Origin of the sequence: Serratia sp. YC16 (assembly GCF_009707615.1) — a bacterium.
In the GTDB taxonomy this organism is placed as follows: domain Bacteria; phylum Pseudomonadota; class Gammaproteobacteria; order Enterobacterales; family Enterobacteriaceae; genus Serratia; species Serratia surfactantfaciens.
On the sequence record NZ_WLYN01000010.1, the window covers coordinates 13,173 to 38,488 of the forward strand.

The window sequence follows — 25,316 nt, forward strand, 5'->3', positions numbered from 1 at the left end:
TGCCTATTCGTCTCGGAGACGCTATGCTATCAACCCGCGGCCGCTGTTGGCTATGCCGGCAGCCATTAAGCCTGATGCGTCATGGCATCTGCAGCTGCTGTTTGCGCCATCTGCCGGCCAGGCCGCCGTGTTGCCCGTGCTGCGGGCTGCCCGCCGGTGATACGCAAACGCCCTGCGGCCGCTGCCTGCAACGGCCGCCGCCCTGGCAGCGGCTGGTGTTCGTCGGCGACTACGTGACGCCGCTCAGCCTGCTGGTAAAAAGGTTCAAATTTCACCGTGCGCCCGAATTGGCGCCGGCGTTGGCGCGCCTGATGCTGCTGCGGTGGCGGCAGGCGCGCGCAGAGCAGTATCTGAACAGACCCGACCTGATTTTAGCGGTACCTTTGCATGCAACGCGCTGCTGGCGCCGGGGTTATAACCAGAGCGATCTGTTGGCCCGGCGGCTGGCGCGCTGGCTGGGTTGTGCCTATCGGCCCACCGCCTTGCGCCGGGTACGCAAAACCGCCCTGCAACAGCGGCTGAGCGCCTCGGCCCGCAGGTGCAATCTGCAGCGCGCGTTCGCCTGTACCGTGCCGGTCGCCGGCCGGCATATCGCCCTGGTGGATGACGTGGTGACCACCGGCAGCACCGTCTCGGCGATCGCGGCGCTGCTGCGGCGGCAAGGCGCCGCCTCGGTGCAGATATGGTGCGTTTGCCGCACGTTGTAGTGCCACGGCAATGGGCGTATTATAACCGACTATAGAAGTCAACTATTGAGCTAATGCTATGATCCGTATAACAGATGCTGCACAGGAACACTTTGCCAAACTGCTGGCAAATCAAGAAGAAGGCACCCAAATCCGCGTATTCGTGATCAACCCGGGCACGCCGACGGCCGAATGCGGTGTCTCTTATTGCCCGCCGGACGCGGTAGAAGCGACGGATACCGAACTGAAGTTCGACAAGCTGTCCGCCTATGTCGATGAGCTGAGCGCGCCGTATCTGGAAGACGCCGAAATCGACTTCGTGACCGACCAGCTGGGTTCTCAGCTGACGCTGAAAGCGCCGAATGCCAAGATGCGCAAGGTCGATGACGACGCACCGCTGATGGAGCGCGTGGAATACGTGCTGCAATCGCAGATCAACCCGCAGCTGGCGGGCCACGGCGGCCGCGTAACGCTGATGGAGATCACCGACGACAACATGGCCATCCTGCAGTTCGGCGGCGGTTGCAACGGCTGTTCGATGGTGGACGTCACGTTGAAAGAAGGCATCGAGAAAGAGCTGCTGCAGAAGTTCCCGGAACTGAAAGGCGTGCGTGATCTCACCGAGCACCAGCGCGGTGAGCACTCTTACTACTGATACCCGGCGCTCGCGCCACGATAGATAACACAATGCCGGAAGGGGGAACCCGTTCCGGCATTGTCGTTTTCAGCCCACCGACACCTTGCGGCGCCGTTTATCCAAATCCTTCAGCAGCCGGTTTATCCGCGGATCGGCGAACATCTCCTCCAGCGTCTGGGTCAACTTGCGCCGCCAGTTAGGGTATTGATCGCTGGTGCCGGGAATGTTGACCGGATCGGCCATGTCCAGCCAGTCTTCCGGCTGCAGGCCGAGCAAGGCGCTGGCGCTGTCGGCGACATAACGTTGCAGGCCGCGATTGAGCAGCGGGCTCATGCCGAGCAGCGCCGCCCTTTTGCCCACCTTCTGCGGCACGCAGCCGTAGTGATGCAACCCATCCAGCAACCCCTGCTTGGCGCGTTCCCGGTCGGCGAACAGCTCCCGCAGTATTGCCGCGTCCGGATAAAGCCCCAGCCGGTTGCCGAGAGTCAGATCGTCGCTTTGCCAATAGCCGCGCAGCGTCGGCAAATCGTGGGTGGTGATGGTCGCCATCGCCTGCACCGGATAGGCCTGCGGTGCGCGGAAATGGTGCTCGCCGTCGCTTTCGAAATAGAGCACTTTGTAAGAGTAGACGCCGCTGTCGCGCAGCTTGCCGACGATCTCCACCGGCACCGTGCCAAGATCCTCGCCGATCACCATGCAGCGATGACGCTGGCTTTCCAGCGCCAGCACCGCCAGCAGATCGTCCACCGGGTATTTGACGTAGGCGCCGCGATCGGCGGTTTCGCCATAAGGGATCCACCACAACCGCAGCAGCGCCATCACGTGATCGATACGCAGCGCGCCGCAGCTGGTCATGTTGGCACGCAGCAGATCGATAAACGGCTGATAGCCGCGCGCCGCCATCACGTGCGGATCCATCGGCGGCAGGCCCCAGTTTTGCCCCAGCGGCCCCAGAATATCCGGCGGCGCACCGACCGACGCTTTCAGGCAGTACAGCTCGCGGTCGCACCAGGTTTCCGCTCCGCCTTCCGCCACGCCGACCGCCAGATCGCGATACAGGCCGATCGGCATCTGCTGCTGCTGACTCTGCTCAAAACACTGCGCGAACTGCGTGGCCGCCACCCATTGCAGCCACAGGTAAAAACGGACCGCCTCCTGATGTTCGGCGCAGAACTGCCGCACCGCTTCGCCATCCCCCTGCCGATAACGCTCGGGCCAGGCCGGCCACCCCCACTGACTGACGTCCTCCGCCGCCAAATGGGCATGCAGCGCGTCGAACGCCGCCTGCTGATACAGGCTGTCGCTGCCGTCCGTCACGAACAGCTCGAACGCCTGACGCTGCGCGTCGTTCGGCTTGCGCGCCTGAAACAGCGGGAACGCCAGCTTCAGCGCCGCCAGTTTCAGCTGCATCACGGCGGTATAATCCACCCACTCCGTGGCGCGCGCCTTGGCCAGCAGCTTCTGCGTCGCCGGCTTCTGCCACCAGCGCTGCGCCGCTTCGCTGCGTTGGAAATCCTCCACGGCATTAACATCGATGTACGCCAGATTCAGCCAGCGGCGCGACGAGGGGCTGTAGGGGCTGGCGCTCTCCGGGTTGGCCGGGTACAGCGCATGGATCGGATTGAGACCGACAAAAGCGCCGCCGCGCTCGCCCACCTCTTCTACCATCAGGCGCAGATCGCCGAAATCGCCGATGCCCCAGTTGCGATCGGAACGCAGCGTATACAGCTGAACGCAGGCGCCCCACAGTTTTTTGCCGGTCAGCAAGGCGTCCGGCTCAAAGCAGCGCCTCGGCGCGACGATCACCCGGCATGACCACTGCTGGGCGCCCTGGCTCAACGTCAACTGGTGGTAACCCGCCGGCAGATCGCCGGGCAGCGTCAGGGTCTTGCGCGCGCCGGCGCGGCCCTGCAAGCATTCGCCGTCTTCACGCTGCAGCGCCCACAGATATTCGCCTTCGCCCGCCGGCGTCAGCGCCAACGGCGCGCCCTGATAGAACACCTTGACCGCCGGTAACGGCGGCGGCGCGCTTTCCCGCTCGGCAGCGCCCCAGTTCATGGCCGCCAATAGCTTGCGCTTGGTCTCCGGTTCAATCGCCTGCCGCTTGCCGTGGGCATTGATGAAATCGGCAGCGATCCCCGCCTGCGCTGCCGCCTGATCGATACGCTTGCGATCCATTCGCTCTCCTTAACGTTTGGCTTGCCAGATGCGCTGCTGGTAATCGCGAATCGAGCGATCCGAACTGAACATGCCGACGCGCGCGGTGTTAAGGATAGTCCGCCGCGTCCATTCATCCCGATCGCGGTACAGTTCATCGACCCGGCTCTGCGCCTGGCAGTACGAGGCGAAATCCGCCAGCACCAGATAGGGATCGCCGCCTTCCAGCAGACTGTGCAGCATCATGTCGAACGCGTGCTTGTCGCCGTGGCTGAACGCGCCGCTCGCCAGTTCGTCCAGAATCGCCTTCAGGTGCTTGTCTTTCTTGCGATAGCTGAGCGGATCGTAGCCCTTCGCCAATATCGCCTTCACCTGCTCCACGGTATTGCCGAAGATGAAGATATTGTCTTCGCCCACCTGCTCGGCGATTTCGACGTTGGCGCCGTCCAGTGTCCCCACCGTCAGCGCGCCGTTCAGCGCCAGCTTCATGTTGCCGGTGCCGGAGGCCTCTTTACCGGCGGTGGAGATCTGCTCGGAGATATCCGCCGCCGGGATCATCAGTTCGGCTACCGACACGCGGTAGTCGGGAATAAACGCCACTTTCAGGCGATCTTTCACCAGCGGATCGTGATTGATCTTCTCGGCCGCCTGGTTAATGGCGTAGATAATGTTCTTCGCCAGGTAGTAGCCCGGCGCCGCCTTGGCGCCGAACAGGAAGACGCGCGGCACGATGTCCAGATTCGGGTTGTCGCGCAGCTGGCGATACAGCGACAGGATGTGCAGCAGGTTCAGGTGCTGGCGTTTGTACTCGTGCAAACGCTTAATCTGCACATCGAAGATCGCATCCGGGTCGAGCGTCAGCCCCATCACGTCGTGCACGTAATGGGCCAGCGCCACCTTGTTGTCGCGTTTGATCTGCTGATAACGCTGGCGGAACGCCGCGTCGTCGGCGAATTTCTCCAGCCCGCGCAGCGCGTCAAGATCGTTCGCCCACTCCAGCTTCAACGTCTCGTCGATCAAGCCCGACAGCGCCGGGTTGCACTGTTTCAGCCAGCGGCGCGGCGTGATGCCGTTGGTGACGTTATGGAATTTATTCGGCCACAGCTGGTGGTATTCCGGGAACAGATCTTTCACCACCAGATCCGAATGCAGCTGCGCCACGCCGTTGACCGCAAAGCCGCTGACCACGCACAGGTTGGCCATGCGCACCTGCTTGTTATGGTGCACCGCCAGCTTGGCCCACACCGCCTCGTCGCCCGGCCAGTGCTTATCCACCCGCTTTTTGAACCTGACGTTGATCTGTTTGATGATAGAGAAATGGCGCGGCAGCAGGCTGCGCACCAATTTCTCATCCCAGCACTCCAACGCTTCCGGCATCAGGGTATGGTTGGTATAGGCGAAGGTGTTGCTGGTGATTGCCCAAGCCGCCTCCCACTCCAACTGGTGCTCGTCCAGCAGAATGCGCAGCATTTCCGGAATGGCGATGGTCGGGTGGGTGTCGTTCAGTTGGATCACTTCATACTTCGGCAGTTCTTCAATCTTGCGGCCGGCCTGATGGTGCTTGCGTAAAATATCTGCCACCGAGCAGGCACACTGGAAATACTGCTGCATCAGGCGCAGGCGTTTGCCGGCCTGATGGTTGTCGTTCGGGTAGAGCACCTTGGTCAGCTTGTCGGCTTCTACGCCCTGCTTCTCAGCCTGCAGGAACTTGCCGTCGTTGAAATCGCTCAGGTTGAACGGATGCTGATGAGTCGCCTGCCACAGGCGCAGCGGCTGCGCCACGCCGTTGCGATACCCCAGAACCGGCAGATCCCAGGCTTCGCCGCGCAGGGTGAAGGCCGGACGCCACAGTTCGCGGCCGTCGGCCTGCTTTTCCAGCTTGCCACCGATGCCCACGTCCACCGCCAGCGCGGCGTTGTGGCGGAACCACGGATAGCTCTCGCGCTGCCAGTTATCCGGCGCCTCTTGCTGCTGCCCATCGCGGAACGACTGGCGGAACAGCCCATACTGATAATTCAGCCCATAGCCGGTGGCCGGTTGTTCCACCGTAGCCATCGAATCGAGGAAACAGGCCGCCAAGCGCCCCAGCCCGCCGTTGCCCAGCGCCGGATCGGTTTCCTGTTCCAGCAGGTCCGCCAGCTTGATGTTCTGCTCCGCCAGCGCCTGCTCGACGGTGTCGTACCAGCCCAGGTTGATCAGGTTGTTCGCCGTCAATCGGCCGATCAGAAACTCCATCGAGATGTAGTTCACGTGGCGCAGCGGCTTGGCGCTTTTACGCGGCGCCGGCTGTGTGGCCAACTGCTCGGCCAGTGCCGCGCTGACGGCTTCCCACCATTGATGTTGCGTCATCTGCTGTGCGGAACTGAGGCCGAACCGTTGCCACTGGCGGGCAAGCGCCGCCAGAAAAGCATCCTTCTTGAGCGTAGGCTGTGACATAAGGAAAACTCTCTATCCAGTAAGTGGGTCAAATTGCCGCTATCGTGCCGGTGAGAAAGCCTGACGGCATCATCCCGCCTGGGGATTAGCTGGGGAGGAGGATTGGGGCGTAGCTGGAATTGTGATCTCAGGCACTTTTTGACTCCCTTGCAACGATGCAAAAAAGCCCGCCAACGCGTGCGGCGAGCACTGAGAACGTTAACCATGACGTTAGCACAAGTATTCGCGCTGCTGAAGTTTTGTCCATGGCCGGAAATGCGATCCGCCATCGCATCGCCGCGCGCCGGCGCCAAACGTAAAAAAGTGTGATCGGCAGCAACTTAACTCCAAGCCGATGCGGAAGCTTGTTGCAATACGTTTAGGGTTGGCAGAAGTTAGGGGGAGCTATTAATTACGAACCATAAAATAATTAGCGCCACTCCAATCCCGGCGGGAACCGCGATTTATACCCTGGAATACTATGCTGATCCCATCAAAACTGAGCCGCCCGGTACGGCTGCAAAATACCGTGATCCGCGATCGCCTGCTGGCCAAACTGGCCAGCGCGGGCAACTATCGCCTGACACTGGTCAATTGCCCGGCGGGATACGGGAAAACCACGCTGATCGCCCAATGGGCGGCCGGCAAAGCCGATCTGGGCTGGTATTCCCTGGATGAGAGCGACAACCAGCCGGAGCGCTTCGCCAGCTACCTGATCGCCGCGCTGCAGCAGGCCAGCGGCGGCCGCTGCGTCAAGAGCGAGGCGCTGAGCCAGAAACACCAGTACGCCAGCCTGTCGGCGCTGTTCGCCCAGCTGTTTATCGAGCTGGCCGACTGGCACCAGCCGCTGTATCTGGTCATTGACGACTACCACCTGATCACCAACGACGCCATCCACGAAGCCATGCGCTTTTTCCTGCGCCATCAGCCGGAGAACCTGACGCTGATCCTGCTCTCGCGCACCCTGCCGCCGCTCGGTATCGCCAATCTGCGGGTGCGCGATCAACTGCTGGAAATGGGGACGCAACAGTTGGCGTTCACCCACCAGGAAGCCAAACAGTTCTTCGATTGCCGCCTGGCGGCGCCGATGGAACAGCAGGACAGCAGCCGTCTGTGCGATGAAGTCGAAGGCTGGGCCACCGCGCTGCAGCTGATCGCGCTGTCGGCCCGCCAATCCGCCTCGTCGGCCCAACTGTCGGCCAAGCGGCTGGCGGGGCTGAACGCCAGCCATCTGTCCGACTACCTGGTGGATGAAGTGCTGGACCACGTCGATGCCGATGCGCGCGCCTTCCTGCTGCGCTGTTCGGTGCTGCGCTCGATGAACGATGCGCTGATCGTGCGGCTGACCGGCGAAGACAACGGCCAGCAACGGTTGGAGGAGCTGGAGCGCCAGGGGCTGTTTATCCACCGCATGGACGACACCGGCGAGTGGTTCAACTTCCACCCGCTGTTCGCCTCTTTCCTGCGCCAGCGCTGCCAGTGGGAACTGGCGCTGGAGCTGCCGGGCTTGCACCGTGCCGCCGCCGAAGGCTGGCTGGCGCTGGGGTATCCGGCGGAGGCCATTCACCACGCGCTGGCGGCCAGCGACGTCAGCATGCTGCGCGATATCCTGCTGCAACACGCCTGGTCGCTGTTCCACCACAGCGAACTGGCTTTGCTGGAGGAGTGCCTCAACGCGCTGCCTTATGAGCGCCTGATTCAAAACCCCAAGCTGGCGCTGCTGCAGGCCTGGCTGGCGCAGAGCCAGCACCGCTACAGTGAGGTCAACACCCTGCTGGAGCGCGCCGAGCGCACCATGCGCGAACAGAAAATCGAGATAGACCAAACGCTGCACGCCGAGTTCGACGCCTTGCGCGCCCAGGTGGCGATCAACGCCGGCAAACCGGAAGAAGCCGAACGGCTGGCGACCGAAGCGTTGAAATTCCTGCCGCTGTCGAGCTATTACAGCCGCATCGTCGCCACCTCGGTGACCGGCGAAGTGCACCACTGCAAGGGCGAACTGGCGCGCGCGCTGCCGATGATGCAGCAGACCGAGCAGATGGCGCGACGCCATCAGGCGAACCATTACGCGCTCTGGGCGCTGCTGCAGCAGAGCGAAATTCTTATCGCCCAAGGCTTTCTGCAGGCCGCTTACGAAACCCAGGACAAGGCGTTCGAACTGATCCGCGAGCAGCACCTGGAACAGCTGCCGATGCACGAGTTCCTGCTGCGCATCCGCGCGCAGATCCTGTGGTCGTGGTCGCGGCTGGACGAGGCTGAAGACGCGGCGCGCAGCGGGTTGAAAATCCTGGCGAACTACCAGCCGCAACAGCAGCTGCAGTGCATTGCCATGTTAGCCAAATGCTCGCTGGCGCGCGGCGATCTGGACAACGCCAACACCCACCTGCAGCGCTGCGAAACCTTGCTGCACGGCGCCCACTACCATCGCGACTGGCTGACCAATACCGACAAATCGCGGGTGATCCACTGGCAGATGACCGGCGACACCGCCGCCGCCGCCCAGTGGCTGCGCCACACCGAAAAACCCGGCATGGCGGACAACCACTTCACGCAGGGCCAATGGCGCAACATCGCGCGGGTGCAGATCCTGCTCGGCCAGTATGAAGAGGCAGGGGTGGTGCTGGATGAACTGAACGAAAACGCTCGCCGCTTGCGACTGGTGAGCGATCTCAACCGCAACCTGCTGCTCAGCAACCAGCTTTACTGGCTGCAAGAGCGCAAAGGCGAAGCGCAGCAGGCGTTGATCGAAGCGCTATCGCTGGCCAACCGCACCGGCTTTATCAGCCACTTCGTCATCGAGGGCGAAGCGATGGCGCAGCAGCTGCGTCAGCTGATCCAGCTCAACACGCTGCCGGAGCTGGAGCAGCATCGCGCCCAGCGCATCCTGCGCGACATCAACCAGCATCATCGGCACAAGTTCGCGCATTTTGACGAGAACTTCGTCGATAAACTGCTGACCCATCCGCAGGTGCCGGAACTTATCCGCACCAGCCCGCTGACCCAACGCGAATGGCAGGTGCTGGGGCTGATCTATTCCGGTTACAGCAACGACCAGATCGCCGGCGAGTTGGACGTGGCGGCCACCACCATCAAGACGCACATCCGCAATCTGTACCAGAAACTGGGCGTGGCCCATCGCCAGGAAGCGGTGCAGCAGGCGCAGCAGCTGTTGAAGATGATGGGGTACGGTGCCTGATAGTCAACGCTGGCCGTAATAAGCGCCGGCACCATGTTTGCGGCTGAAATGCTTCGCTAACAGGTGTTCATCGATCCGCCTCAGGCCGGGGTTAATACCCCGGCTGATCCACGCCATTTTCGCCACCTCCTCCAGCACCACCGCATTATGCACCGCCTCATCCGGCGAGCTGCCCCAACTGAACGGGCCATGCTGATATGCCAGGATGCCGGGAATGTGCAACGGTTCGAGTCCTTTCAAGGTTTCGATGATCACCCTACCGGTGTTCAGTTCATATTCCCGCGCCACCTCTTCCGCCGTCAGCGCACGGGTACAAGGAATGTCGCCGGAAAAATAGTCGGCGTGGGTGGTGCCGAACGCCGGTATCGCCGCCCCCGCCTGGGCCCAGGCAGTGGCATGGGTGGAATGCGTATGCACGACACCGCCGAGTTGAGGAAATGCCCGGTATAGCGCCAAATGGGTCGGCGTATCGGATGAAGGACGCAGTTGCCCCTCAACAACCTCTCCTCGCAGATTCACCACCACCATATCCTCAGCCCGCATCGTTTCATAAGGGACGCCGCTGGGTTTGATCACCACTAGCTTGCCGGCCCGATCGATGCCGCTGACATTGCCCCAGGTATAGGTCACCAGCCCGTGTTCAGGCAACGCCATATTGGCTTTGTAGACCTGCAATTTCAGTTGTTCCAGCATGCTCCCCCCCTATTTCCAATCCGGCCGCGGCCATGCGTGCAACCACCCAAGCGCGCGCCTCCCGCACCGCTTGCCGCGGATCGGGTGCCTTCTCGCTCCACATTTCGAGCAGATAGGGGCCGCGATAGCCGCTCGCAAGCAGCGTTTCGAAGCAGCGCGTGAAATCGACCACGCCTTCGCCGAACGGCACATTCTTAAATTCTCCCGGCCGCGTATCCTTAACGTGCACCGCCACGATGTGCCCGCGTCCGGCCATGAGCTCCATCTGCACATCGTTGTCCCAGGCAGACAAATTGCCGATGTCCGGGTACAGCTGAAACCACGGGTTATTCAGGTAGTGGGCATAGCCCAGCGCCTTGCTGATCGAATTCATCAGCGGATAGTCCATGATTTCCATCGCCAGCATGACCTGAGCGCGACTGGCCATCTCTACCGCCTGCACCAATCCGGCGCGGAACCGGGCACGGGTCTGCTCAGTAGACCGCTGGTAATAAACGTCATACCCGGCCAGTTGGATCACCCGGATGCCGGTATCCTGCGCCAGCCGAATCGCTTTTCGCACGATCTCCAGTCCCCGGTCGCGCACCGCGTCGTCTTCGCTGCCCAACGGAAAACGCCGGTGGGCGCTGAGGCACAGTGAAGGCACCCGCACGCCGCTCGCCGCAACGGCGTTGACCAACGCGAGCCGCTGTTCGGCGCTCCAGTCCAGCCGCGCCAGGCGGCCGTCGCTTTCATCGATCGACATTTCAACGAAATCGAATCCCAATTCACCCGCCAGTTGCAGGCGCGCCAGCCAGTCTTCACCCGGCGGCAACGCTTTCTCATAGATGCCTAACGGCACGGATTTGTGCAACATAACCGCTCCTCAGCCCCACAGCTGGGCAATGACGGATTTGAATTCCCGCGCCGCGGCGACAGGATCGGCGGCATCGCGAATACTGCGCCCGGCGATAAAGACATGGATGGGAATACCCTGGAACAGTGGCAAGTCTTCCAGCGCCAAACCGCCGGTGACCGTCACCTTGAAACCCATCTCGCTCAGGCGACGTACCGCGCGGATATCGTCATCGCTCCAGGCGACGCCTGCGGCCTGCGCGTCGCGGCTGCGGTGATACACCACTTGTTCAATCCCCGCCTCACGCCACGCCTGCGCCTGTTCCCAGGTCCAAAATCCCGTCAGTTCGATCTGCACGTCGCCACCGAACTCATGCGCCACCTGCAGGGCCCCCTTGGTCGTATTGATGTCGGCACAGCAGATCACCGTGATCCAATCGGCGTGTGCTTCAAAGCACATGCGCGCCAGAATCTGGCCCGCGTCGGCGATTTTCGCGTCCGCCAACACGATGCGATCCGGATACAGCGCTTTCAGATCGCGCACGGCTCGCACGCCTTCCGCCACACACAAAATGGTGCCCACCTCGATAATGTCGACTTCCGCCGCGATCAGGCGGGTCGTCTTGTATGCTTCCGCCATCGACAGGTTATCCAGCGCCACCTGCAACATCGGTAAATGCGTGTTCATTGCTTGTCTCCCTCAATTCGCCGCCGCAGCGGACGTTTTGTCGATCAACGCCAGTACCTCGCTCGCGCGACGGCAGGCCCGCAAGCGATCGAAGTTCGCCTCATCTTCGAACAGGTTCACTACCTGCATGATGCCCACCTCCTGATGCGTTTTGGCGTCCACCGCCGCCATGGTGATCAAGATGTCTATCGGATCGTTGTCCTCATCGCCGAAACACACCGGCGTTTTCAAGGTGACCAAGGCGAAGCCGGTTTTCAGCACCCCTTCCTCCGGCCGACCGTGCGGCATCGCCAGACCCGGCGCCAACACGAAGTAAGGGCCATGCCGTTCGACGCCGGCCAGGATGGCGTCGTAATAACGCGGTTCCACCACCCCGGCAGCCACCAGCAGATCGACGCCCAGCCGCACCGCCTGCCGCCAGTCGGCAGCTTCAGCCTGCAGTTGGATAGCGTTGTTCTGCGCCAACGAATCGCTCAGTTTCATCACTCGCTCCTCACGGCTTCAAATCTTGCGGAAAATGCGCACCGATGACTTCCATCAACTTCGGGCCAAAGTCCGCCGCCGAGAGCATATTGCGCACCCCGACTACGTATTTGTTGCCGCTGACGACGATCTCATCCGCGACGTGGGTAGAAGCGATGATGATGTCGGCTCCGTTCAACTCGGATTTGTATTCCCCCACCGCACAGCTGTTGACCGAATGATCTACGCCTTGCTGCGTTAAAAATTGGTCGACTTTCATTTTCATGATCATGGAGCTGCCTTGCCCGCACCCGCATACCGCCAGGATTCGTACCGTCATAATCTGCACTCCTATTAACGTGACGCTGGTTCAACCGATTGTTTTTCAGCATCTTCTTCTGCACGCAGCGTACGCCCGGCGAAGAACATGTAGAGCAGCGCGATAACGATAACCACGCCCATAAACCACAGGCCGAGGCTCAGCCCTTGCATCAGCGGCGGCGCCAGAATCGACCAATCCGCCATTCCCATCCAGGCGCTCAACCCGGTCAGTTTGATGGCCCACACGCAGCCGAAGATCTCTATCATCCCCATCACCAGACAGATCTTCATCGCCGCGCGCCAGCCGCCAAAGTGGTTAGCGAATACGCCGATGGTGGCGTTAGAGAAGAACATGGGAATGAAACCGGGAATGATCATGATGGAAGAACCGAGCGCCAACAGTATGCCGACGGCGATCAGCTGGCCGATGGTGCCCCACATAAACCCCCACACCACGGCGTTGGGCGCGAAGCTGTAAATGGCGGCACAATCGATGGCCAGTACCGCGCCGGGGATCAGACGTTGGGAAATACCGTTGAAGGCCTCGGTCAATTCGGCGACGAACATGCGCACGCCTTGCACGATGATGAAAATCGCCACCGCAAACATCAGCCCGGTTTGCAGGATATAGATGCTCCAGTGGGTTTTACCGGCCATCGCCTGCAGGGTGTCCAGGCCGAACGAACAAAGAATGATGCCGAAGAACAGCGTCATCACGATGGCGGTGGACACGATATTGTCATGAAAAATGTTCAGCCACCCGGGCAGCTTCAGATCTTCCACGCTGTCCTCTTTTTTACCGAGGTACGGCGCGGCCTTGTAGGCCAGCCACGAAGCGAACTGCTGTTGGTGCCCGATGGAGAAACCGCTGTTTTCCGTCACCGCCTGCGTCGGCTTGAACATCATGTTGGACGTGATGCCCCAGTACAGTGAAGCCAACAGCGCGCTGCACAATACCGTCGTCCACATGCCGTAGCCCAGAATGTAGAAAAATACCGCGATCAACCCAACTTGCTGAAACATGATGTGGCCGGTGAGCATGATGGTGCGAATGCCGGTAATGCGCCTTAGCAACACGTAAACAATGTTCAGCGCCAACGCCAGCAATACCGCGTAGCCGACCCAACTATAGGCATCCCCCATGCGCTCGATGGTGGCCATCATCGAGGCGTAGGTATCCGAAATGGCTCCGTTGATGCCGTACACCTCGGACAGCTTCGCCACGACCGGTTTGAACGTGCCGGTCAGGATGCCGGAACCTGCCTGCAATAACATGAAACCGATAATGGTCTTGATCGTGCCTTTGATAATGACCGCCGCGCTTTTGCGCAGCAACGTGTAACCCAACAGCGTAACCAGCCCCAACAGCAGCGGTGCATTGGTCATCACCTGGTTAAAAAAGACGGTGAAGATGGTGTAAAGAGTTTCCATACGGCTCTCCCGGAAAGGTTGGCATGCAGGTAACGCATCCACCATACCAATCACCAATAATCACAAAAAGATTAAACATGACCATTTGTGAGCAAGCTCGCAAGATAAAAACAAATATCACTTATTTTCAATGTATTACACATTAACCATTTCGTTTTGCCGCGGAGACCGAGTTGAGCCTTCAGCCCAGACAATACGGCATAAAACGTCCGAGCAAGCGCCAGTGAAGGGAGAGAATGCGCGATTTCGATCGTTGCCAGCGTCAACGAACGGTGCTAGATTTCGTCAAAATAGATCACAAAAAATCTTTATTTGATTATTTGTGATTTTATCACACAGGAAATCACTGCCAACGAGGAGCGCATCATGAGTAAAGTCAACGACATCACCCGCGAGTCCTGGATATTGAACACCTTTCCCGAATGGGGCACCTGGCTGAACGAAGAGATAGAGCAGGAGAACGTCGCGCCCGGCACTTTCGCCATGTGGTGGCTGGGCTGCACCGGCATCTGGCTCAAGTCCGAAGAGGGCGCCAACCTGTGCGTCGATTTCTGGTGCGGCACCGGCAAGCAGAGTCACGGCAACCCGCTGATGAAAACCGGCCACCAAATGCAGCGCATGGCCGGGGTGCGGAAACTGCAACCGAACCTGCGCACTACCCCATTCGTGCTCGATCCGTTCGCCATTACCCAGATAGACGCCGTATTGGCCACTCACGATCACAATGATCATATCGATGTGAACGTCGCGGCGGCAGTGCTGCAGAACTGCGCCCCCACCGTCCCGTTTATCGGACCGAAAAGCTGCGTGGATATCTGGATTGGCTGGGGCGTGCCGCCGGAGCGTTGCATCACCGTCAAACCTGGCGACGTGATAAAAATCAAGGACGTCGAAATCCATGCGCTGGATGCTTTCGATCGTACGGCGCTGATCACGCTGCCGGTGGAACAGAAGGCCGCGGGCGTACTGCCGGACGGCATGGATCTGCGGGCGGTCAACTACCTGTTCAAAACGCCGGGCGGTAACCTTTATCACAGCGGCGATTCTCACTACTCCAACTATTACGCCAAGCACGGCAACGATCACCAGATCGATGTCGCCCTCGGCTCCTACGGCGAGAACCCACGCGGCATTACCGACAAGATGACCAGCGCAGACATCTTGCGCATGGCGGAATCGCTGAACGCCAAGGTCGTGATCCCCTTCCACCACGATATTTGGTCGAATTTCCAGGCAGACCCGCAGGAGATCCGCGTGTTGTGGGAGATGAAAAAGGACCGGCTCAAGTACGGTTTCAAACCGTTTATCTGGCAGGTTGGCGGCAAGTTCATCTGGCCGCAGGACAAAGACAATCTGGAATATCACTACCCGCGCGGCTTTGACGACTGCTTCACCATCGAGCCCGACCTGCCTTTCAAATCCTTCCTGTAATCGGCGGGCTGAAGCAACCCCGCACAACGATGCGCGCTTTTGAACGGCAATGATTCAAATCGTCAAACGGCGCGCATATAATCAACGCTACTATGTTCCCCCTCTTTCCGATGGAGCCCGCATGACTGAGTCCCAACGCCACAATGCCATTCTCAATCTCTTGCAGCGCAAGGGGCAAATCTCCGTGGCGGACGTCATCGCGGCGTTTGACATCTCTCCGGCCACGGCGCGCCGGGACATCAACAAACTGAATGAAATCGGCAAATTGCGCAAAGTGCGCAACGGCGCTGAAGCCACGCAAACCCCTCGTCCGGCCTGGACGCCGCTCAATATTCACCAGACCCAGCATCTGGACGAGAAAATGCGCATCGCGGCGGCGGCGGCGCAGCTCTGCCAGCCGGGTGAAAGCGTGGTGATCAACTGCGGCTCCACCGCATTTCTGCTGGGGCGTGAAATTTGCGGTAAGCAGGTTCAGGTGATCACCAATTATCTGCCCTTGGCCAATTACCTGATCGATCAGGATCACGACAGCGTGGTGATCATGGGAGGCCAGTACAACAAAACTCAGTCGATTACGCTGGCGCCTCAGGAAGGCGACGCAACCCTGTACGCCGGCCACTGGATGTTCACCAGCGGTATCGGCCTCACCGCTGACGGTCTGTATAAAACCGATATGCTGACCGCGATGGCAGAACAGAAGATGCTCAACTACGTCGGCAAACTGGTAGTGCTGGTCGACAGCAGTAAAGTCGGCCAACGCGCCGGCATGCTGTTTAGCCGCACCGAGCAAATCGCCATGGTGATCACCGGCCGCGCCGCCGATCCCGCGATCGTTGAGCAACTGCGTCAGCAAGGCGTTGAAGTGCTGCTGGTGTGACAAAACCACAACCTTGCTCTGGTCTTAAACGCCGCAGAGTTGGTTACAATAGCGGCGTCCCCCAATAACGAGGCAGTCAGCAGTATGGAACAGTTCGAAGCGATCAACGTTGAGCAGGCCTACGCCCGCTGGAAAGAGGGCAGCGCCGCCCTGGTCGACATCCGCGATCCGCAAAGTTTTGAAGCCGGGCATACGCCGGGCGCCTTTCACCTCACCAACGCCACCCTGTCGGCTTTCATGCAGCAAAACGACTTCGAGCGGCCGGTGATGGTGATGTGCTACCACGGCAACAGCAGCCGCAGCGCGGCGCAATACCTGCTGCACCAGGGGTTCGACGCGGTCTACAGCATCGATGGCGGCTTCGAGGCCTGGGCCCGTCAGTATCCGCAAGACGTGGAAACCTCCGCCTGATTCCCTCCGCCCGCCGTGCATCGGCGGGCTTCCCCTGCGTTTTTGTGAGCGTTTTCGCGGGTTTTTCGCAGATCCGTTTGCCAGCGCTCAGGATTTCGACGTTATAATCGGCCGTCAGGGTCGCCGGCGCGCAAGCCGCGGCCAAAATCATTCACTTACGACGGAAGAGCAATGGTTAGAGTAATCGCCATATCCAACCCGCGCCTGGCGCTGGCCTTTGTCGACTATATGGCGACCCAGGGCATCCGGCTTGAGCTGCGCAACAGCGGCGAAGCGGCGGAAATCTGGTTGGCCGACGACGGCCACCTCGAGCAGGTGCAACACGAGCTGCAGCAGTTTCTGGCCGATCCGCTCAACCGCCGTTATCAGGCAGCCAGCTGGCAGACCGGCCATACCGACGCCGGCCTGCATTATCAGAGCGAATCCTACCTGCACACCCTGCGCAGCAAGGCCGGGCCGCTGACGCTCGGCGTGATGGTGCTGTGCATCGCGGTCTATATCCTGATGCAGGTGCTGGGCGACGACACCGTGATGTACTGGCTTTCCTGGCCGCAAGACAGCAGCCAGTATTTACAGCTGTGGCGCTGGATCAGCCATGCATTCCTGCATTTCTCCCTGCTGCATATTCTGTTTAACCTGATGTGGTGGTGGTATCTCGGCGGCCAGATGGAAAAACGCCTCGGCGCCGGCAAGCTGTTCGTGCTGGCGGTGGTGTCGGCCTTCTTCAGCGGCTGGGCGCAATCGCTGTTCAGCGGCGCGCTGTTCGGCGGGCTGTCGGGCGTGGTCTATGCGCTGATGGGCTATGTCTGGCTCTCGGGCGAACGGGCGCCGGAGCGCGGCCTGATGCTGCCGCGCGGCCTGATGGCGTTCTCGGTGCTGTGGCTGGTGGCCGGATATTTCGATATGTTAGGAATGTCGATCGCCAACGCGGCACACGTAGCCGGTTTAGTGTTAGGGTTATTGATGGCATTTTGGGATACGCGTCATCGCGCACACAACGAACAATAACAGCCGGGAGCTATGCCCCAGCGGGCATAGCGGGCGTTTTAGGGGATTATCGTGAAGCAAACACAGCGTCATGACGCAATTATCGAGCTGGTGCGCCTGCAGGGTTACGTCAGCACGGAAGAGCTGGTCGAACATTTTGACGTCAGCCCGCAAACGATTCGCCGCGATTTGAATGACCTGGCCGACCAGAACAAGATCCAGCGTCACCACGGCGGCGCGGCGCTGCCTTCCAGCTCGGTCAACGCTGCCTATAACGATCGCAAGGTGATGTGGTCGGAAGAGAAAGCCCGCATCGCGCAGCGCGTCGCCAGCCAAATCCCGGATGGCGCCACGCTGTTCATCGATATCGGCACCACGCCGGAGGCGGTGGCCCATGCGCTGATGAACCACAAGAACCTGCGCGTGGTCACCAACAACCTCAACGTCGCCACCCTGCTGACCGCCAAGGAAGACTTCCGCCTGATCCTGGCCGGCGGTGAAGTGCGCACCCGCGACGGCGGCATCATGGGCGAAGCCACCCTGGACTTCATCTCCCAATTCCGCCTCGATTACGGCATTCTCGGCATCAGCGGTATCGATATGGACGGCTCGCTGCTCGAATTCGACTATCACGAAGTGCGCACCAAACGCGCGATTATCGAAAATTCCCGCTGTGTGATGCTGGTGACCGACCACTCCAAATTCGGCCGCAACGCCATGGTCAACCTGGGCAACATGAACCTGATCGACTACCTGTTTACCGATCAGTTACCGCCGCCGAGCGTGATGAAAATCATCGAGCAGTACGACGTGCAGCTGGAGCTGTGCTGATCCGGTCTTAACCTGCGGGGCGCACCGCCGCCCCGTTTCACGCCCCTCTACTCGCCTTGCCCAGCGCTGCCTGCGCGCCCGCGCCATATCCACATCAATTATGTGACTATCATCACCAAACTGTTACCTCTATCACGCCTAAATGTTTTTGTTTGGTTAACTCTTGGCTTGCTTGTTGGTTTTTGATTACAATCATGAGCGAAAACGAACATGAAAGAGCTATTTCGAACATCTGGAGGAAGATGACGTGGAAACCAAAGACTTGATCGTTATCGGTGGCGGCATCAACGGTGCCGGCATCGCGGCGGATGCTGCCGGGCGCGGGCTGTCGGTACTGCTACTGGAAGCGCAAGACTTGGCCTGTGCTACGTCTTCCGCCAGTTCCAAACTGATCCACGGTGGCCTGCGCTACCTGGAACACTACGAATTCCGTCTGGTGAGCGAAGCGCTGGCCGAGCGTGAAGTGCTGCTGAAGCTGGCGCCGCACATCGCGTTCCCGATGCGTTTCCGCCTGCCGCACCAGCCGCACCTGCGTCCGGCCTGGATGATCCGCATCGGCCTGTTCCTGTACGATCACCTGGGCAAACGCACCAGCCTGCCGGGCAGCAAGGGCTTGCGCTTTGGACCAGAGTCAGTGCTGAAGCCTGAACTGAAGCGCGGTTTCGAATATTCCGACTGCTGGGTTGACGATGCTCGCCTGGTGGTGCTGAACGCGCAGGAAGTGGAAAAACGCGGCGGCGAAGTGCGCACCCGCACCAAAGTGACCCGCGCATGGCGTGAAAACGGCCTGTGGATGGTGGAAGCGGTCGATATCGACAGCGGCAAAACCTTCACCTGGCGCGCCAAAGGCCTGGTGAACGCCACCGGCCCGTGGGTGAAAAACTTCTTCGACGACGGCCTGAAGCTGAAATCGCCTTACGGCATCCGCCTGATCAAAGGCAGCCACATCGTGGTGCCGCGCGTGCACGATCAGCCGCAGTCTTACATTCTGCAGAATGAAGACCACCGCATCGTGTTCGTGATCCCGTGGAATGACGAGTTCTCCATCATCGGCACCACCGACGTGGAGTACAAAGGCGATCCGAAAGACGTGAAGATCGACGAGAACGAAATCGCTTATCTGCTGAAAGTGTACAACGACCACTTCAAGAAGCAGCTGGGCCGCGACGACATCGTCTGGACCTATTCCGGCGTGCGTCCGCTGTGCGATGACGAATCCGACTCACCGCAGGCGATCACCCGCGATTACACGCTGGACGTGCACGACGAACAAGGCAAGGCGCCGCTGCTGTCGGTCTTCGGCGGCAAGCTGACCACCTACCGCAAGCTGGCCGAACATGCGATGGAAAAACTGGCGCATTACTACCCAGGCTGCGGCCCGGCGTGGACCAAAAACGCCACGCTGCCGGGCGGTGACATCGACGGTGACCGCGACAGCTACGCGGCCAAACTGCGCCGCGCGCACGGCTGGCTGCCGGAAGCCCTGGCGCGTCGCTATGCCCGCACCTACGGCAGCCAGAGCGAGCTGATCCTGGCCGGCGCTAATGGCCTCGCCGATCTGGGCGAAGATTTCGGCCACGGTCTGTATGAAGCCGAGCTGCGTTACCTGACCGAGAAAGAGTGGGTCGTAGAACTGGACGACGCTATCTGGCGCCGCACCAAGCTGGGCATGTGGCTGGACGAGGCGCAGCAGGCGCGCGTGAAAGCCTGGCTGGCGGAACACGCGAAAACGAAAGCGCTGTCTCTGGCTTCCTGAGCCGCAGCGTCACAAAAAAGGGCCGGTTATCCGGCCCTTTTCTTTTGCTCTCACGCTTTACAGTTTCACCGGCTGAATGTGCCAGATTTCATCCGCGTACTCCTGAATGGTGCGATCGGATGAGAAGTAGCCCATATTGGCGATATTCAGCACCGCACGCCGCGTCCACTCGTCCTGATTGAGATACACCTCGTCCACCTTGTCCTGCGTGTCCACATAGCTGCGGTAATCCGCCAACAGCTGATAGTGGTCGCCGAGGTTCACCAATGAGTCGAACAAATTGCCATAGCGTTTCGGCTCCTCCGGGCTGAACACGCCGGTGGCGATCTGCGTCAGCGCCTGATGCAGCTCAGGGTCTTGCTCATAGTACTGGCGCGGGTTGTAACCGTTGCGGCGCAGTTCCTCGACCTGCTCGGCGGTATTGCCGAAGATAAAGATGTTCTCCTCCCCCACGTGCTCGCGCATCTCGACGTTGGCGCCGTCCAGCGTACCGATGGTCAGCGCGCCGTTCAGCGCGAACTTCATGTTGCTGGTGCCCGAGGCTTCGGTGCCCGCCAGCGAGATCTGTTCCGACAGATCCGCCGCCGGAATGATGATCTGCGCCAGGCTGACGCCGTAGTTCGGAATGAACACCACCTTCAGCTGAGTATGCACGCGCGGATCGTTGTTGATCACTTTGGCCACGTCGTTGATCAAGCGGATAATTTGTTTGGCGGCATAGTAGGCCGAGGCAGCCTTACCGGCGAAGATCACCACCCGCGGCACGCGCTCGATTTCCGGATCGTCCAGCAAACGGTTATACAGCGTGATGACGTGCAGCACGTTGAGCAACTGGCGTTTGTACTCGTGGATACGCTTGATCTGCACGTCGAACAGCGCATCCGGATTGACCACCACGTTGAGCGTTTTGGCGATATGCAGCGCCAACCGCTCCTTGTTCTGCCGCTTGGCGCGCTGCACCGCCTGCAGGAAGCTCGGGTAATCGATGTTGGCTTTGATCTCGCTCAGTTGGCTGAGATCGGTGCGCCAATTATGGCCGATGCAGTCGTCCAGCACCGCCGCCAGCGGCGGGTTGGCCAGCGCCAGCCAACGGCGCGGCGTCACCCCGTTGGTTTTGTTGCAGAAACGATTGGGGAACAGCCGGGCGAAGTCGGCGAACAGCGACTGCACCATCAGTTCGGAATGCAGGGCGGAAACGCCGTTGACCTTATGGCTGGCCACTACCGCCAGCCACGCCATGCGCACCCGGCGGCCGTTGGTTTCGTCGATGATCGAGACGCGCGCCAGCAGATCGTTGTCGCCCGGCGCCACTTCCTGCACCATCTTGAGGAAGTGATCGTTGATTTCGAAAATCAGCTGCAGATGGCGCGGCAGGATGCGGCCCAGCATATCCACCGGCCAGGTCTCCAGCGCCTCGCTCATCAACGTGTGGTTGGTGTAAGAGAACACCTGCTCCACCACTTCCCAGGCGTCGAGCCACTGGAATTTGTGTTCGTCGATCAGCCGGTGCATCAGCTCGGGAATCGACAGCACCGGGTGGGTGTCGTTGAGGTGAATGGCGATCTTGTCCGCCAGGTTGTCGAAGGTTTTGTGCATCAACCAATGGCGGTTGAGAATATCCTGCACCGTGGCCGACACCAGGAAATACTCCTGCCGCAGCCGCAGCTCTCGCCCGGAAGAGGTCGAGTCGTCCGGATACAACACGCGCGACACGTTTTCCGAGTGGTTTTTATCTTCCACCGCCGCGAAGTAGTCGCCCTGGTTGAATTTGCCGAGGTTGATCTCGTTACTGGCCTGCGCGCTCCACAGCCGCAGGGTGTTGGTGGCGTCGGTGTCGAAACCGGGGATTACCTGATCGTAGGCGATGGCCACGATCTCTTCGGTCTCCAGCCAGCGCGCCTTGGCGCCCTCCTGCTGCACGCGGCCGCCGAAGCGCACCTTGTAGCGGGTGTTGTGGCGCGGAAACTCCCACGGATTGCCGTATTCCAGCCAGTAGTCGGGCGATTCCATCTGCTGGCCGTTGACGATGTTTTGCTTGAACATGCCGTACTCGTAGCGAATGCCATAGCCGCGCCCCGGCAGCGCCAGCGTCGCCAGCGAATCGAGGAAGCAGGCCGCCAGGCGCCCCAGACCGCCGTTGCCGAGGCCGGGGTCGTTCTCTTCTTCCAGCAGTTCCGCCAAACTCAGGCCCATTTCGTTCAGCGCGTTGTCGATGTCCTGATAGATGCCCATCGACAGCAGCGCGTTCGACAGGGTGCGGCCGATCAGGAACTCCATCGACAGGTAATACACCTGCCGCACGTCTTGCGACAGCTGGGCGCGGTTGGAGCGCAGCCAGCGCTCCACCATGCGATCGCGCACCGCGAACAGCACGGCGTTCAGCCAGTCGTGCCGGTTGGCGATGGCCGGATCCTTGCCGACGATAAACATCAGCTTATAGGCGATGGAGTGTTTCAGCGCTTCCACACTGACCGTAGGTGAGGTGTAACTAAACGGTGAAGTCATGGCTTTTTAATCCCTTGTAGGGAGCCCAGCCATCCGCCGCGGAATAGCTGGCCCCGCTGAACATGGACGCGGCACGCCGCGCCCCGACAATCAACCCAAACGGCTGCCCGCCGCGCGTCAACCCGAGACGCGAAACGCGGGCTACAAGCGTTGATAAAGCGACAGATACTCTTTCGCCGCCACCGGCCAGCCGAAGTCCACGCTCATGGCGTGACGCTGAACGTGGCGCCAATGTTTCGGCCGGCTCCACAGCACCATGGCGCGGCGAATGGCATTGCCGAGCGCGACGGCGTCGCAATCGTCGAACACGAATCCGCTGGCGGTGCCGTCGGCCAGGTTTTCCAGCGCGCAGTCCACCACCGTGTCCGCCAGCCCGCCGGTGCGGCGCACCAGCGGCAGCGTGCCGTATTTCAGGCCGTAGAGCTGCGTCAGCCCACAGGGCTCGAAGCGGCTCGGCACCAGAATCACGTCGGCGCCGCCGATGATGCGGTGGGAGAAGGATTCGTGGTAACCAATCTGCACGCCAACCTGTTCAGGATAGTCGGCGGCGGCGGCCAGAAACGCCTGTTGCAGCACCGCGTCGCCGGCGCCCAGCAGCGCCAGCTGCCCGCCCTGCGCCAGCAGTTCGGGCAACGCCTGCAACACCAGGTCCAGGCCTTTCTGGCTGGTCAAACGGCTCACCACCGCGAATACCGGCAGCGATTCGTCCACCTTCAGCCCCATGGTCTTTTGCAGATGCAGCTTGTTTTTGACCTTGCTTTTCAGATCGTCGGCGTCATAGCGGGCGGTCAGCCGCGGATCGTGGGCCGGATGCCAAATCTTGTCGTCGACGCCATTGAGGATACCGCTCAACCTGCCCTGCCGCTGCCGCTCCTGCAGCAGCCCCTCCATGCCGTAGCCGAACTCCGGCCGGGTGATTTCGCGCGCATAGGTCGGGCTGACGGCGGTCACGTGGTCGGCATAAAACAGCCCGGCCTTGAGGAACGACATCTGGCCGTAGAACTCCAGGCCGTAGACGTCGTAAAACGACGCCGGCAGCCACAGTTCGGTCACGTGATGGGCGGAGAACAGGCCCTGATAGGCCAGGTTATGCACCGTGAACACCGAACGTGCCGGATGGCCGTTGGCGGCCAGATAGGCGCAGGTCAGGCCGGCGTGCCAGTCATGGGCATGCACCAGCTGCGGGCGCCAGTAGCGGTCCAGCCCCTTGGCCAGCTCGCAGGCCATCCAACCCAGCAACGCAAAGCGGCGGTGGTTGTCGGGGTAGGCGTACATGGATTGATCGTGGTACGGGCTGCCCGGCCGGTCATACAGCCAGGGCGCGTCGATCAGATAAATGCCCACGCCATGGTAGGTGCCGTAGCGCAGGCCAACGCGGCCGGCGAACGAGTCGATTTCCGCCACCAGCACGGTGTCCGGAATGCCGTTGCGTACGTCAGGGAAAGCGGGCAATAGCACCCGAACATCGGCGCCTTCGGCGATTTGCGCCGCCGGCAGTGCGCCAACCACGTCTGCGAGCCCCCCTGTTTTCAGCAGGGGGAACATTTCAGAACATACGTGTAAGACCTGCATTATCACTCCTGAAAGTCGGCCGAAGGCCTCTGGATAAGAAATAAAGCAGGCTTGCCGCTGTTATGCGTGCCGCGTTGCGCAAGCCATCGAACCGTTCATCGGGTGGCAGGCTATCGTTCCGCCACCCACGTTAACTCACAATTTTGACAACATTTCGCGCGTCACCAGCACGATGCCGCCTTCCGAGCGATAAAAACGCTTGCTGTCCTCATCGGCGTTTTCCCCGATCACCATGCCTTCCGGAATATGGCAGGCGCGGTCGATGATGCAGCGCCGCAGGCGGCAGGAACGGCCGACGTTCACGTCCGGCAACAATACGGTAGAGTCGATGGTGCAGAACGAGTTCACTCGCACACGCGGGAACAGCACCGAATGCACCACCACCGATCCGGACACGATGCAGCCGCCGGACACCAGCGAGTTCATGGTCATGCCGTGGCTGCCGGAGCGATCCTGCACGAACTTGGCCGGTGGCAGCGGCTCCATGTGGGTGCGGATCGGCCAGGCGCGGTCATACATGTCCAGCTCCGGCGTCACCGACGCCAGATCGAGGTTAGCGCGCCAGTAGGCGTCCAGCGTACCCACGTCGCGCCAGTAAGGCGGCAGGTCGGGGTTGGACGTCACGCAGGACAAGGTAAACGGATGCGCCCACGCCGCCTGCTGCGCGGTGATTTTCGGGATCAGATCCTTGCCGAAATCGTGGCTGGAACCGGGGGTCGACATATCCTCTTCCAGCAGTTGGAACAGATAGGCGGCATTAAAAATATAGATGCCCATGCTGGCCAGCGACATATCCGGGTTACCCGGCATCGCCGGTGGATCGGCGGGCTTTTCCAGAAACTCGATGATGCGGTCGCTTTCATCCACCTTCATCACGCCGAATTCGCTGGCTTCGCTGCGCGGCACCGGCAGACAGGCCACGGTGCACTGAGCGCCCTTCTCGACGTGATCGATCAGCATGCGCGAGTAATCCATCTTGTAGATGTGATCGCCCGCCAGGATCACCACGTATTCGGCTTCATAACGGCGAATGATGTCCAGGTTCTGGTACACCGCGTCGGCCGTACCCTTGTACCAATGTTCGGTGCTGAGGCGCTGCTGAGCCGGCAGCAGATCGACGAACTCATTCATCTCCTCGTTAAGGAACGACCAGCCGCGCTGAATGTGCTGCACCAGCGTGTGCGACTGGTATTGCGTGATCACGCCGATGCGGCGAATGCCGGAGTTCAGGCAGTTCGACAAGGCGAAATCGATGATGCGGAACTTGCCGCCAAAGTGGACGGCGGGCTTGGCGCGGGTGGAGGTCAAATCTTTCAGACGTGAGCCGCGGCCGCCGGCCAGGATCAGCGCTACGGATTTAATCGGCAGCTGGCGCGCCAACATCAGGGGGTCTTTATTTTCAAACCTAACCATAGCGGACTCCTTT

General features: G+C 60.6%; 20 protein-coding genes. 9 read left to right on the plus strand and 11 right to left on the minus strand.

Going from position 1 to position 25,316, the window contains the following annotated elements; translation table 11 throughout:
• Positions 1-23 precede the first annotated feature (23 nt).
• The gene (gene gntX, locus GKN89_RS20385) at positions 24-707 is read left to right on the plus strand and encodes a DNA utilization protein GntX (RefSeq protein ID WP_154747639.1); all 684 of its coding nucleotides are present in this window, start codon (positions 24-26) and stop codon (positions 705-707) included.
• Between the two features lie 58 nt (positions 708-765).
• Positions 766-1,341: a Fe-S biogenesis protein NfuA gene (gene nfuA, locus GKN89_RS20390; RefSeq protein ID WP_004930777.1), complete on the plus strand. Its 576-nt coding sequence runs from the start codon at positions 766-768 to the stop codon at positions 1,339-1,341.
• A 69-nt stretch (positions 1,342-1,410) separates the two neighbouring features.
• On the opposite strand, the gene malQ is transcribed toward nfuA, so the two are convergent.
• Positions 1,411-3,501, minus strand: coding sequence for a 4-alpha-glucanotransferase (gene malQ, locus GKN89_RS20395; protein ID WP_154747640.1), 2,091 nt, complete (start codon positions 3,499-3,501; stop codon positions 1,411-1,413).
• A 9-nt stretch (positions 3,502-3,510) separates the two neighbouring features.
• Complete coding sequence (malP, locus tag GKN89_RS20400) at positions 3,511-5,916, minus strand: maltodextrin phosphorylase (RefSeq protein WP_154747641.1); 2,406 nt, start codon at positions 5,914-5,916, stop codon at positions 3,511-3,513.
• A gap of 460 nt (positions 5,917-6,376) precedes the next feature.
• On the opposite strand from malP, the gene malT reads away from it, so the two are divergent.
• Entirely contained in the window at positions 6,377-9,091 is a 2,715-nt protein-coding gene (malT, locus tag GKN89_RS20405; RefSeq protein WP_033631899.1) for an HTH-type transcriptional regulator MalT, read from the plus strand.
• Positions 9,092-9,094: 3 nt separating this feature from the next.
• Here the strand turns inward: malT and GKN89_RS20410 are convergent, their stop codons facing one another.
• From GKN89_RS20410 to ulaA, 6 genes are read right to left on the minus strand one after another with little or no spacing between them, the layout of a single operon-like run.
• Entirely contained in the window at positions 9,095-9,781 is a 687-nt protein-coding gene (locus tag GKN89_RS20410; RefSeq protein WP_154747670.1) for an L-ribulose-5-phosphate 4-epimerase, read from the minus strand.
• The gene (locus tag GKN89_RS20415) at positions 9,732-10,640 is read right to left on the minus strand and encodes an L-ribulose-5-phosphate 3-epimerase (protein WP_154747642.1); all 909 of its coding nucleotides are present in this window, start codon (positions 10,638-10,640) and stop codon (positions 9,732-9,734) included. Before GKN89_RS20415 ends, GKN89_RS20410 begins: the two co-directional genes overlap by 50 nt.
• 9 nt (positions 10,641-10,649) lie before the next feature.
• Complete coding sequence (locus tag GKN89_RS20420; protein ID WP_154747643.1) at positions 10,650-11,306, minus strand: 3-keto-L-gulonate-6-phosphate decarboxylase UlaD; 657 nt, start codon at positions 11,304-11,306, stop codon at positions 10,650-10,652.
• Between the two features lie 12 nt (positions 11,307-11,318).
• Entirely contained in the window at positions 11,319-11,789 is a 471-nt protein-coding gene (ulaC, locus tag GKN89_RS20425; RefSeq protein WP_019455175.1) for a PTS ascorbate transporter subunit IIA, read from the minus strand.
• Positions 11,790-11,799: 10 nt separating this feature from the next.
• Positions 11,800-12,108, minus strand: a complete 309-nt coding sequence (ulaB, locus tag GKN89_RS20430) for a PTS ascorbate transporter subunit IIB (RefSeq protein WP_025159898.1) — start codon at positions 12,106-12,108, stop codon at positions 11,800-11,802.
• 14 nt (positions 12,109-12,122) lie between these two features.
• Positions 12,123-13,520, minus strand: a complete 1,398-nt coding sequence (gene ulaA / locus GKN89_RS20435; protein WP_019455177.1) for a PTS ascorbate transporter subunit IIC — start codon at positions 13,518-13,520, stop codon at positions 12,123-12,125.
• A 366-nt stretch (positions 13,521-13,886) separates the two neighbouring features.
• Between ulaA and ulaG the strand changes: the two genes are divergently transcribed.
• The 6 genes from ulaG (at position 13,887) to glpD (ending at position 19,813) form a co-directional block, all read left to right on the plus strand.
• Positions 13,887-14,951, plus strand: a complete 1,065-nt coding sequence (ulaG, locus tag GKN89_RS20440; RefSeq protein WP_019455178.1) for an L-ascorbate 6-phosphate lactonase — start codon at positions 13,887-13,889, stop codon at positions 14,949-14,951.
• A gap of 121 nt (positions 14,952-15,072) precedes the next feature.
• A complete protein-coding gene (gene ulaR, locus GKN89_RS20445; RefSeq protein ID WP_154747644.1) occupies positions 15,073-15,828 on the plus strand; it encodes an HTH-type transcriptional regulator UlaR in 756 nt (251 codons plus the stop codon).
• Positions 15,829-15,912: 84 nt separating this feature from the next.
• Positions 15,913-16,239: a thiosulfate sulfurtransferase GlpE gene (gene glpE, locus GKN89_RS20450; protein WP_019455180.1), complete on the plus strand. Its 327-nt coding sequence runs from the start codon at positions 15,913-15,915 to the stop codon at positions 16,237-16,239.
• Positions 16,240-16,410: 171 nt separating this feature from the next.
• Positions 16,411-17,247: a rhomboid family intramembrane serine protease GlpG gene (gene glpG, locus GKN89_RS20455; protein ID WP_019455181.1), complete on the plus strand. Its 837-nt coding sequence runs from the start codon at positions 16,411-16,413 to the stop codon at positions 17,245-17,247.
• 51 nt (positions 17,248-17,298) lie between these two features.
• A complete protein-coding gene (locus GKN89_RS20460; RefSeq protein ID WP_004930797.1) occupies positions 17,299-18,057 on the plus strand; it encodes a DeoR/GlpR family transcriptional regulator in 759 nt (252 codons plus the stop codon).
• Between the two features lie 247 nt (positions 18,058-18,304).
• Positions 18,305-19,813 (plus strand): glycerol-3-phosphate dehydrogenase, encoded by a 1,509-nt coding sequence (gene glpD, locus GKN89_RS20465; protein ID WP_019455182.1) that lies wholly within the window; start codon positions 18,305-18,307, stop codon positions 19,811-19,813.
• A gap of 57 nt (positions 19,814-19,870) precedes the next feature.
• Here glpD and glgP read toward each other — a convergent pair whose 3' ends face one another.
• The 3 genes from glgP to glgC form a co-directional block, all read right to left on the minus strand.
• Positions 19,871-22,318, minus strand: a complete 2,448-nt coding sequence (glgP, locus tag GKN89_RS20470; protein ID WP_025159897.1) for a glycogen phosphorylase — start codon at positions 22,316-22,318, stop codon at positions 19,871-19,873.
• Between the two features lie 141 nt (positions 22,319-22,459).
• Positions 22,460-23,890 carry a glycogen synthase GlgA gene (gene glgA / locus GKN89_RS20475; RefSeq protein WP_063918386.1) on the minus strand — a complete coding sequence of 477 codons (1,431 nt, stop codon included), beginning with the start codon at positions 23,888-23,890 and terminating at the stop codon, positions 22,460-22,462.
• 135 nt (positions 23,891-24,025) lie between these two features.
• A complete protein-coding gene (gene glgC, locus GKN89_RS20480; RefSeq protein WP_019455185.1) occupies positions 24,026-25,303 on the minus strand; it encodes a glucose-1-phosphate adenylyltransferase in 1,278 nt (425 codons plus the stop codon).
• Positions 25,304-25,316: the final 13 nt, after the last annotated feature.

What these genes read in the sequence shown, in the direction of transcription:
- ulaG (WP_019455178.1), top strand. Translation starts at nt 13,887, where the DNA reads ATGAGTAAAGTCAACGACATCACCCGCGAGTCCTGGATATTGAACACC.
- GKN89_RS20415 (WP_154747642.1), bottom strand. Translation starts at nt 10,640, where the DNA reads ATGTTGCACAAATCCGTGCCGTTAGGCATCTATGAGAAAGCGTTGCCG.
- glgC (WP_019455185.1), bottom strand. Translation starts at nt 25,303, where the DNA reads ATGGTTAGGTTTGAAAATAAAGACCCCCTGATGTTGGCGCGCCAGCTG.
- ulaC (WP_019455175.1), bottom strand. Translation starts at nt 11,789, where the DNA reads ATGAAACTGAGCGATTCGTTGGCGCAGAACAACGCTATCCAACTGCAG.
- glpG (WP_019455181.1), top strand. Translation starts at nt 16,411, where the DNA reads ATGGTTAGAGTAATCGCCATATCCAACCCGCGCCTGGCGCTGGCCTTT.
- malQ (WP_154747640.1), bottom strand. Translation starts at nt 3,501, where the DNA reads ATGGATCGCAAGCGTATCGATCAGGCGGCAGCGCAGGCGGGGATCGCT.
- glgA (WP_063918386.1), bottom strand. Translation starts at nt 23,890, where the DNA reads ATGCAGGTCTTACACGTATGTTCTGAAATGTTCCCCCTGCTGAAAACA.
- gntX (WP_154747639.1), top strand. Translation starts at nt 24, where the DNA reads ATGCTATCAACCCGCGGCCGCTGTTGGCTATGCCGGCAGCCATTAAGC.
- ulaB (WP_025159898.1), bottom strand. Translation starts at nt 12,108, where the DNA reads ATGACGGTACGAATCCTGGCGGTATGCGGGTGCGGGCAAGGCAGCTCC.
- malP (WP_154747641.1), bottom strand. Translation starts at nt 5,916, where the DNA reads ATGTCACAGCCTACGCTCAAGAAGGATGCTTTTCTGGCGGCGCTTGCC.
- malT (WP_033631899.1), top strand. Translation starts at nt 6,377, where the DNA reads ATGCTGATCCCATCAAAACTGAGCCGCCCGGTACGGCTGCAAAATACC.
- nfuA (WP_004930777.1), top strand. Translation starts at nt 766, where the DNA reads ATGATCCGTATAACAGATGCTGCACAGGAACACTTTGCCAAACTGCTG.
- ulaA (WP_019455177.1), bottom strand. Translation starts at nt 13,520, where the DNA reads ATGGAAACTCTTTACACCATCTTCACCGTCTTTTTTAACCAGGTGATG.
- ulaR (WP_154747644.1), top strand. Translation starts at nt 15,073, where the DNA reads ATGACTGAGTCCCAACGCCACAATGCCATTCTCAATCTCTTGCAGCGC.
- glpE (WP_019455180.1), top strand. Translation starts at nt 15,913, where the DNA reads ATGGAACAGTTCGAAGCGATCAACGTTGAGCAGGCCTACGCCCGCTGG.
- glgP (WP_025159897.1), bottom strand. Translation starts at nt 22,318, where the DNA reads ATGACTTCACCGTTTAGTTACACCTCACCTACGGTCAGTGTGGAAGCG.
- GKN89_RS20420 (WP_154747643.1), bottom strand. Translation starts at nt 11,306, where the DNA reads ATGAACACGCATTTACCGATGTTGCAGGTGGCGCTGGATAACCTGTCG.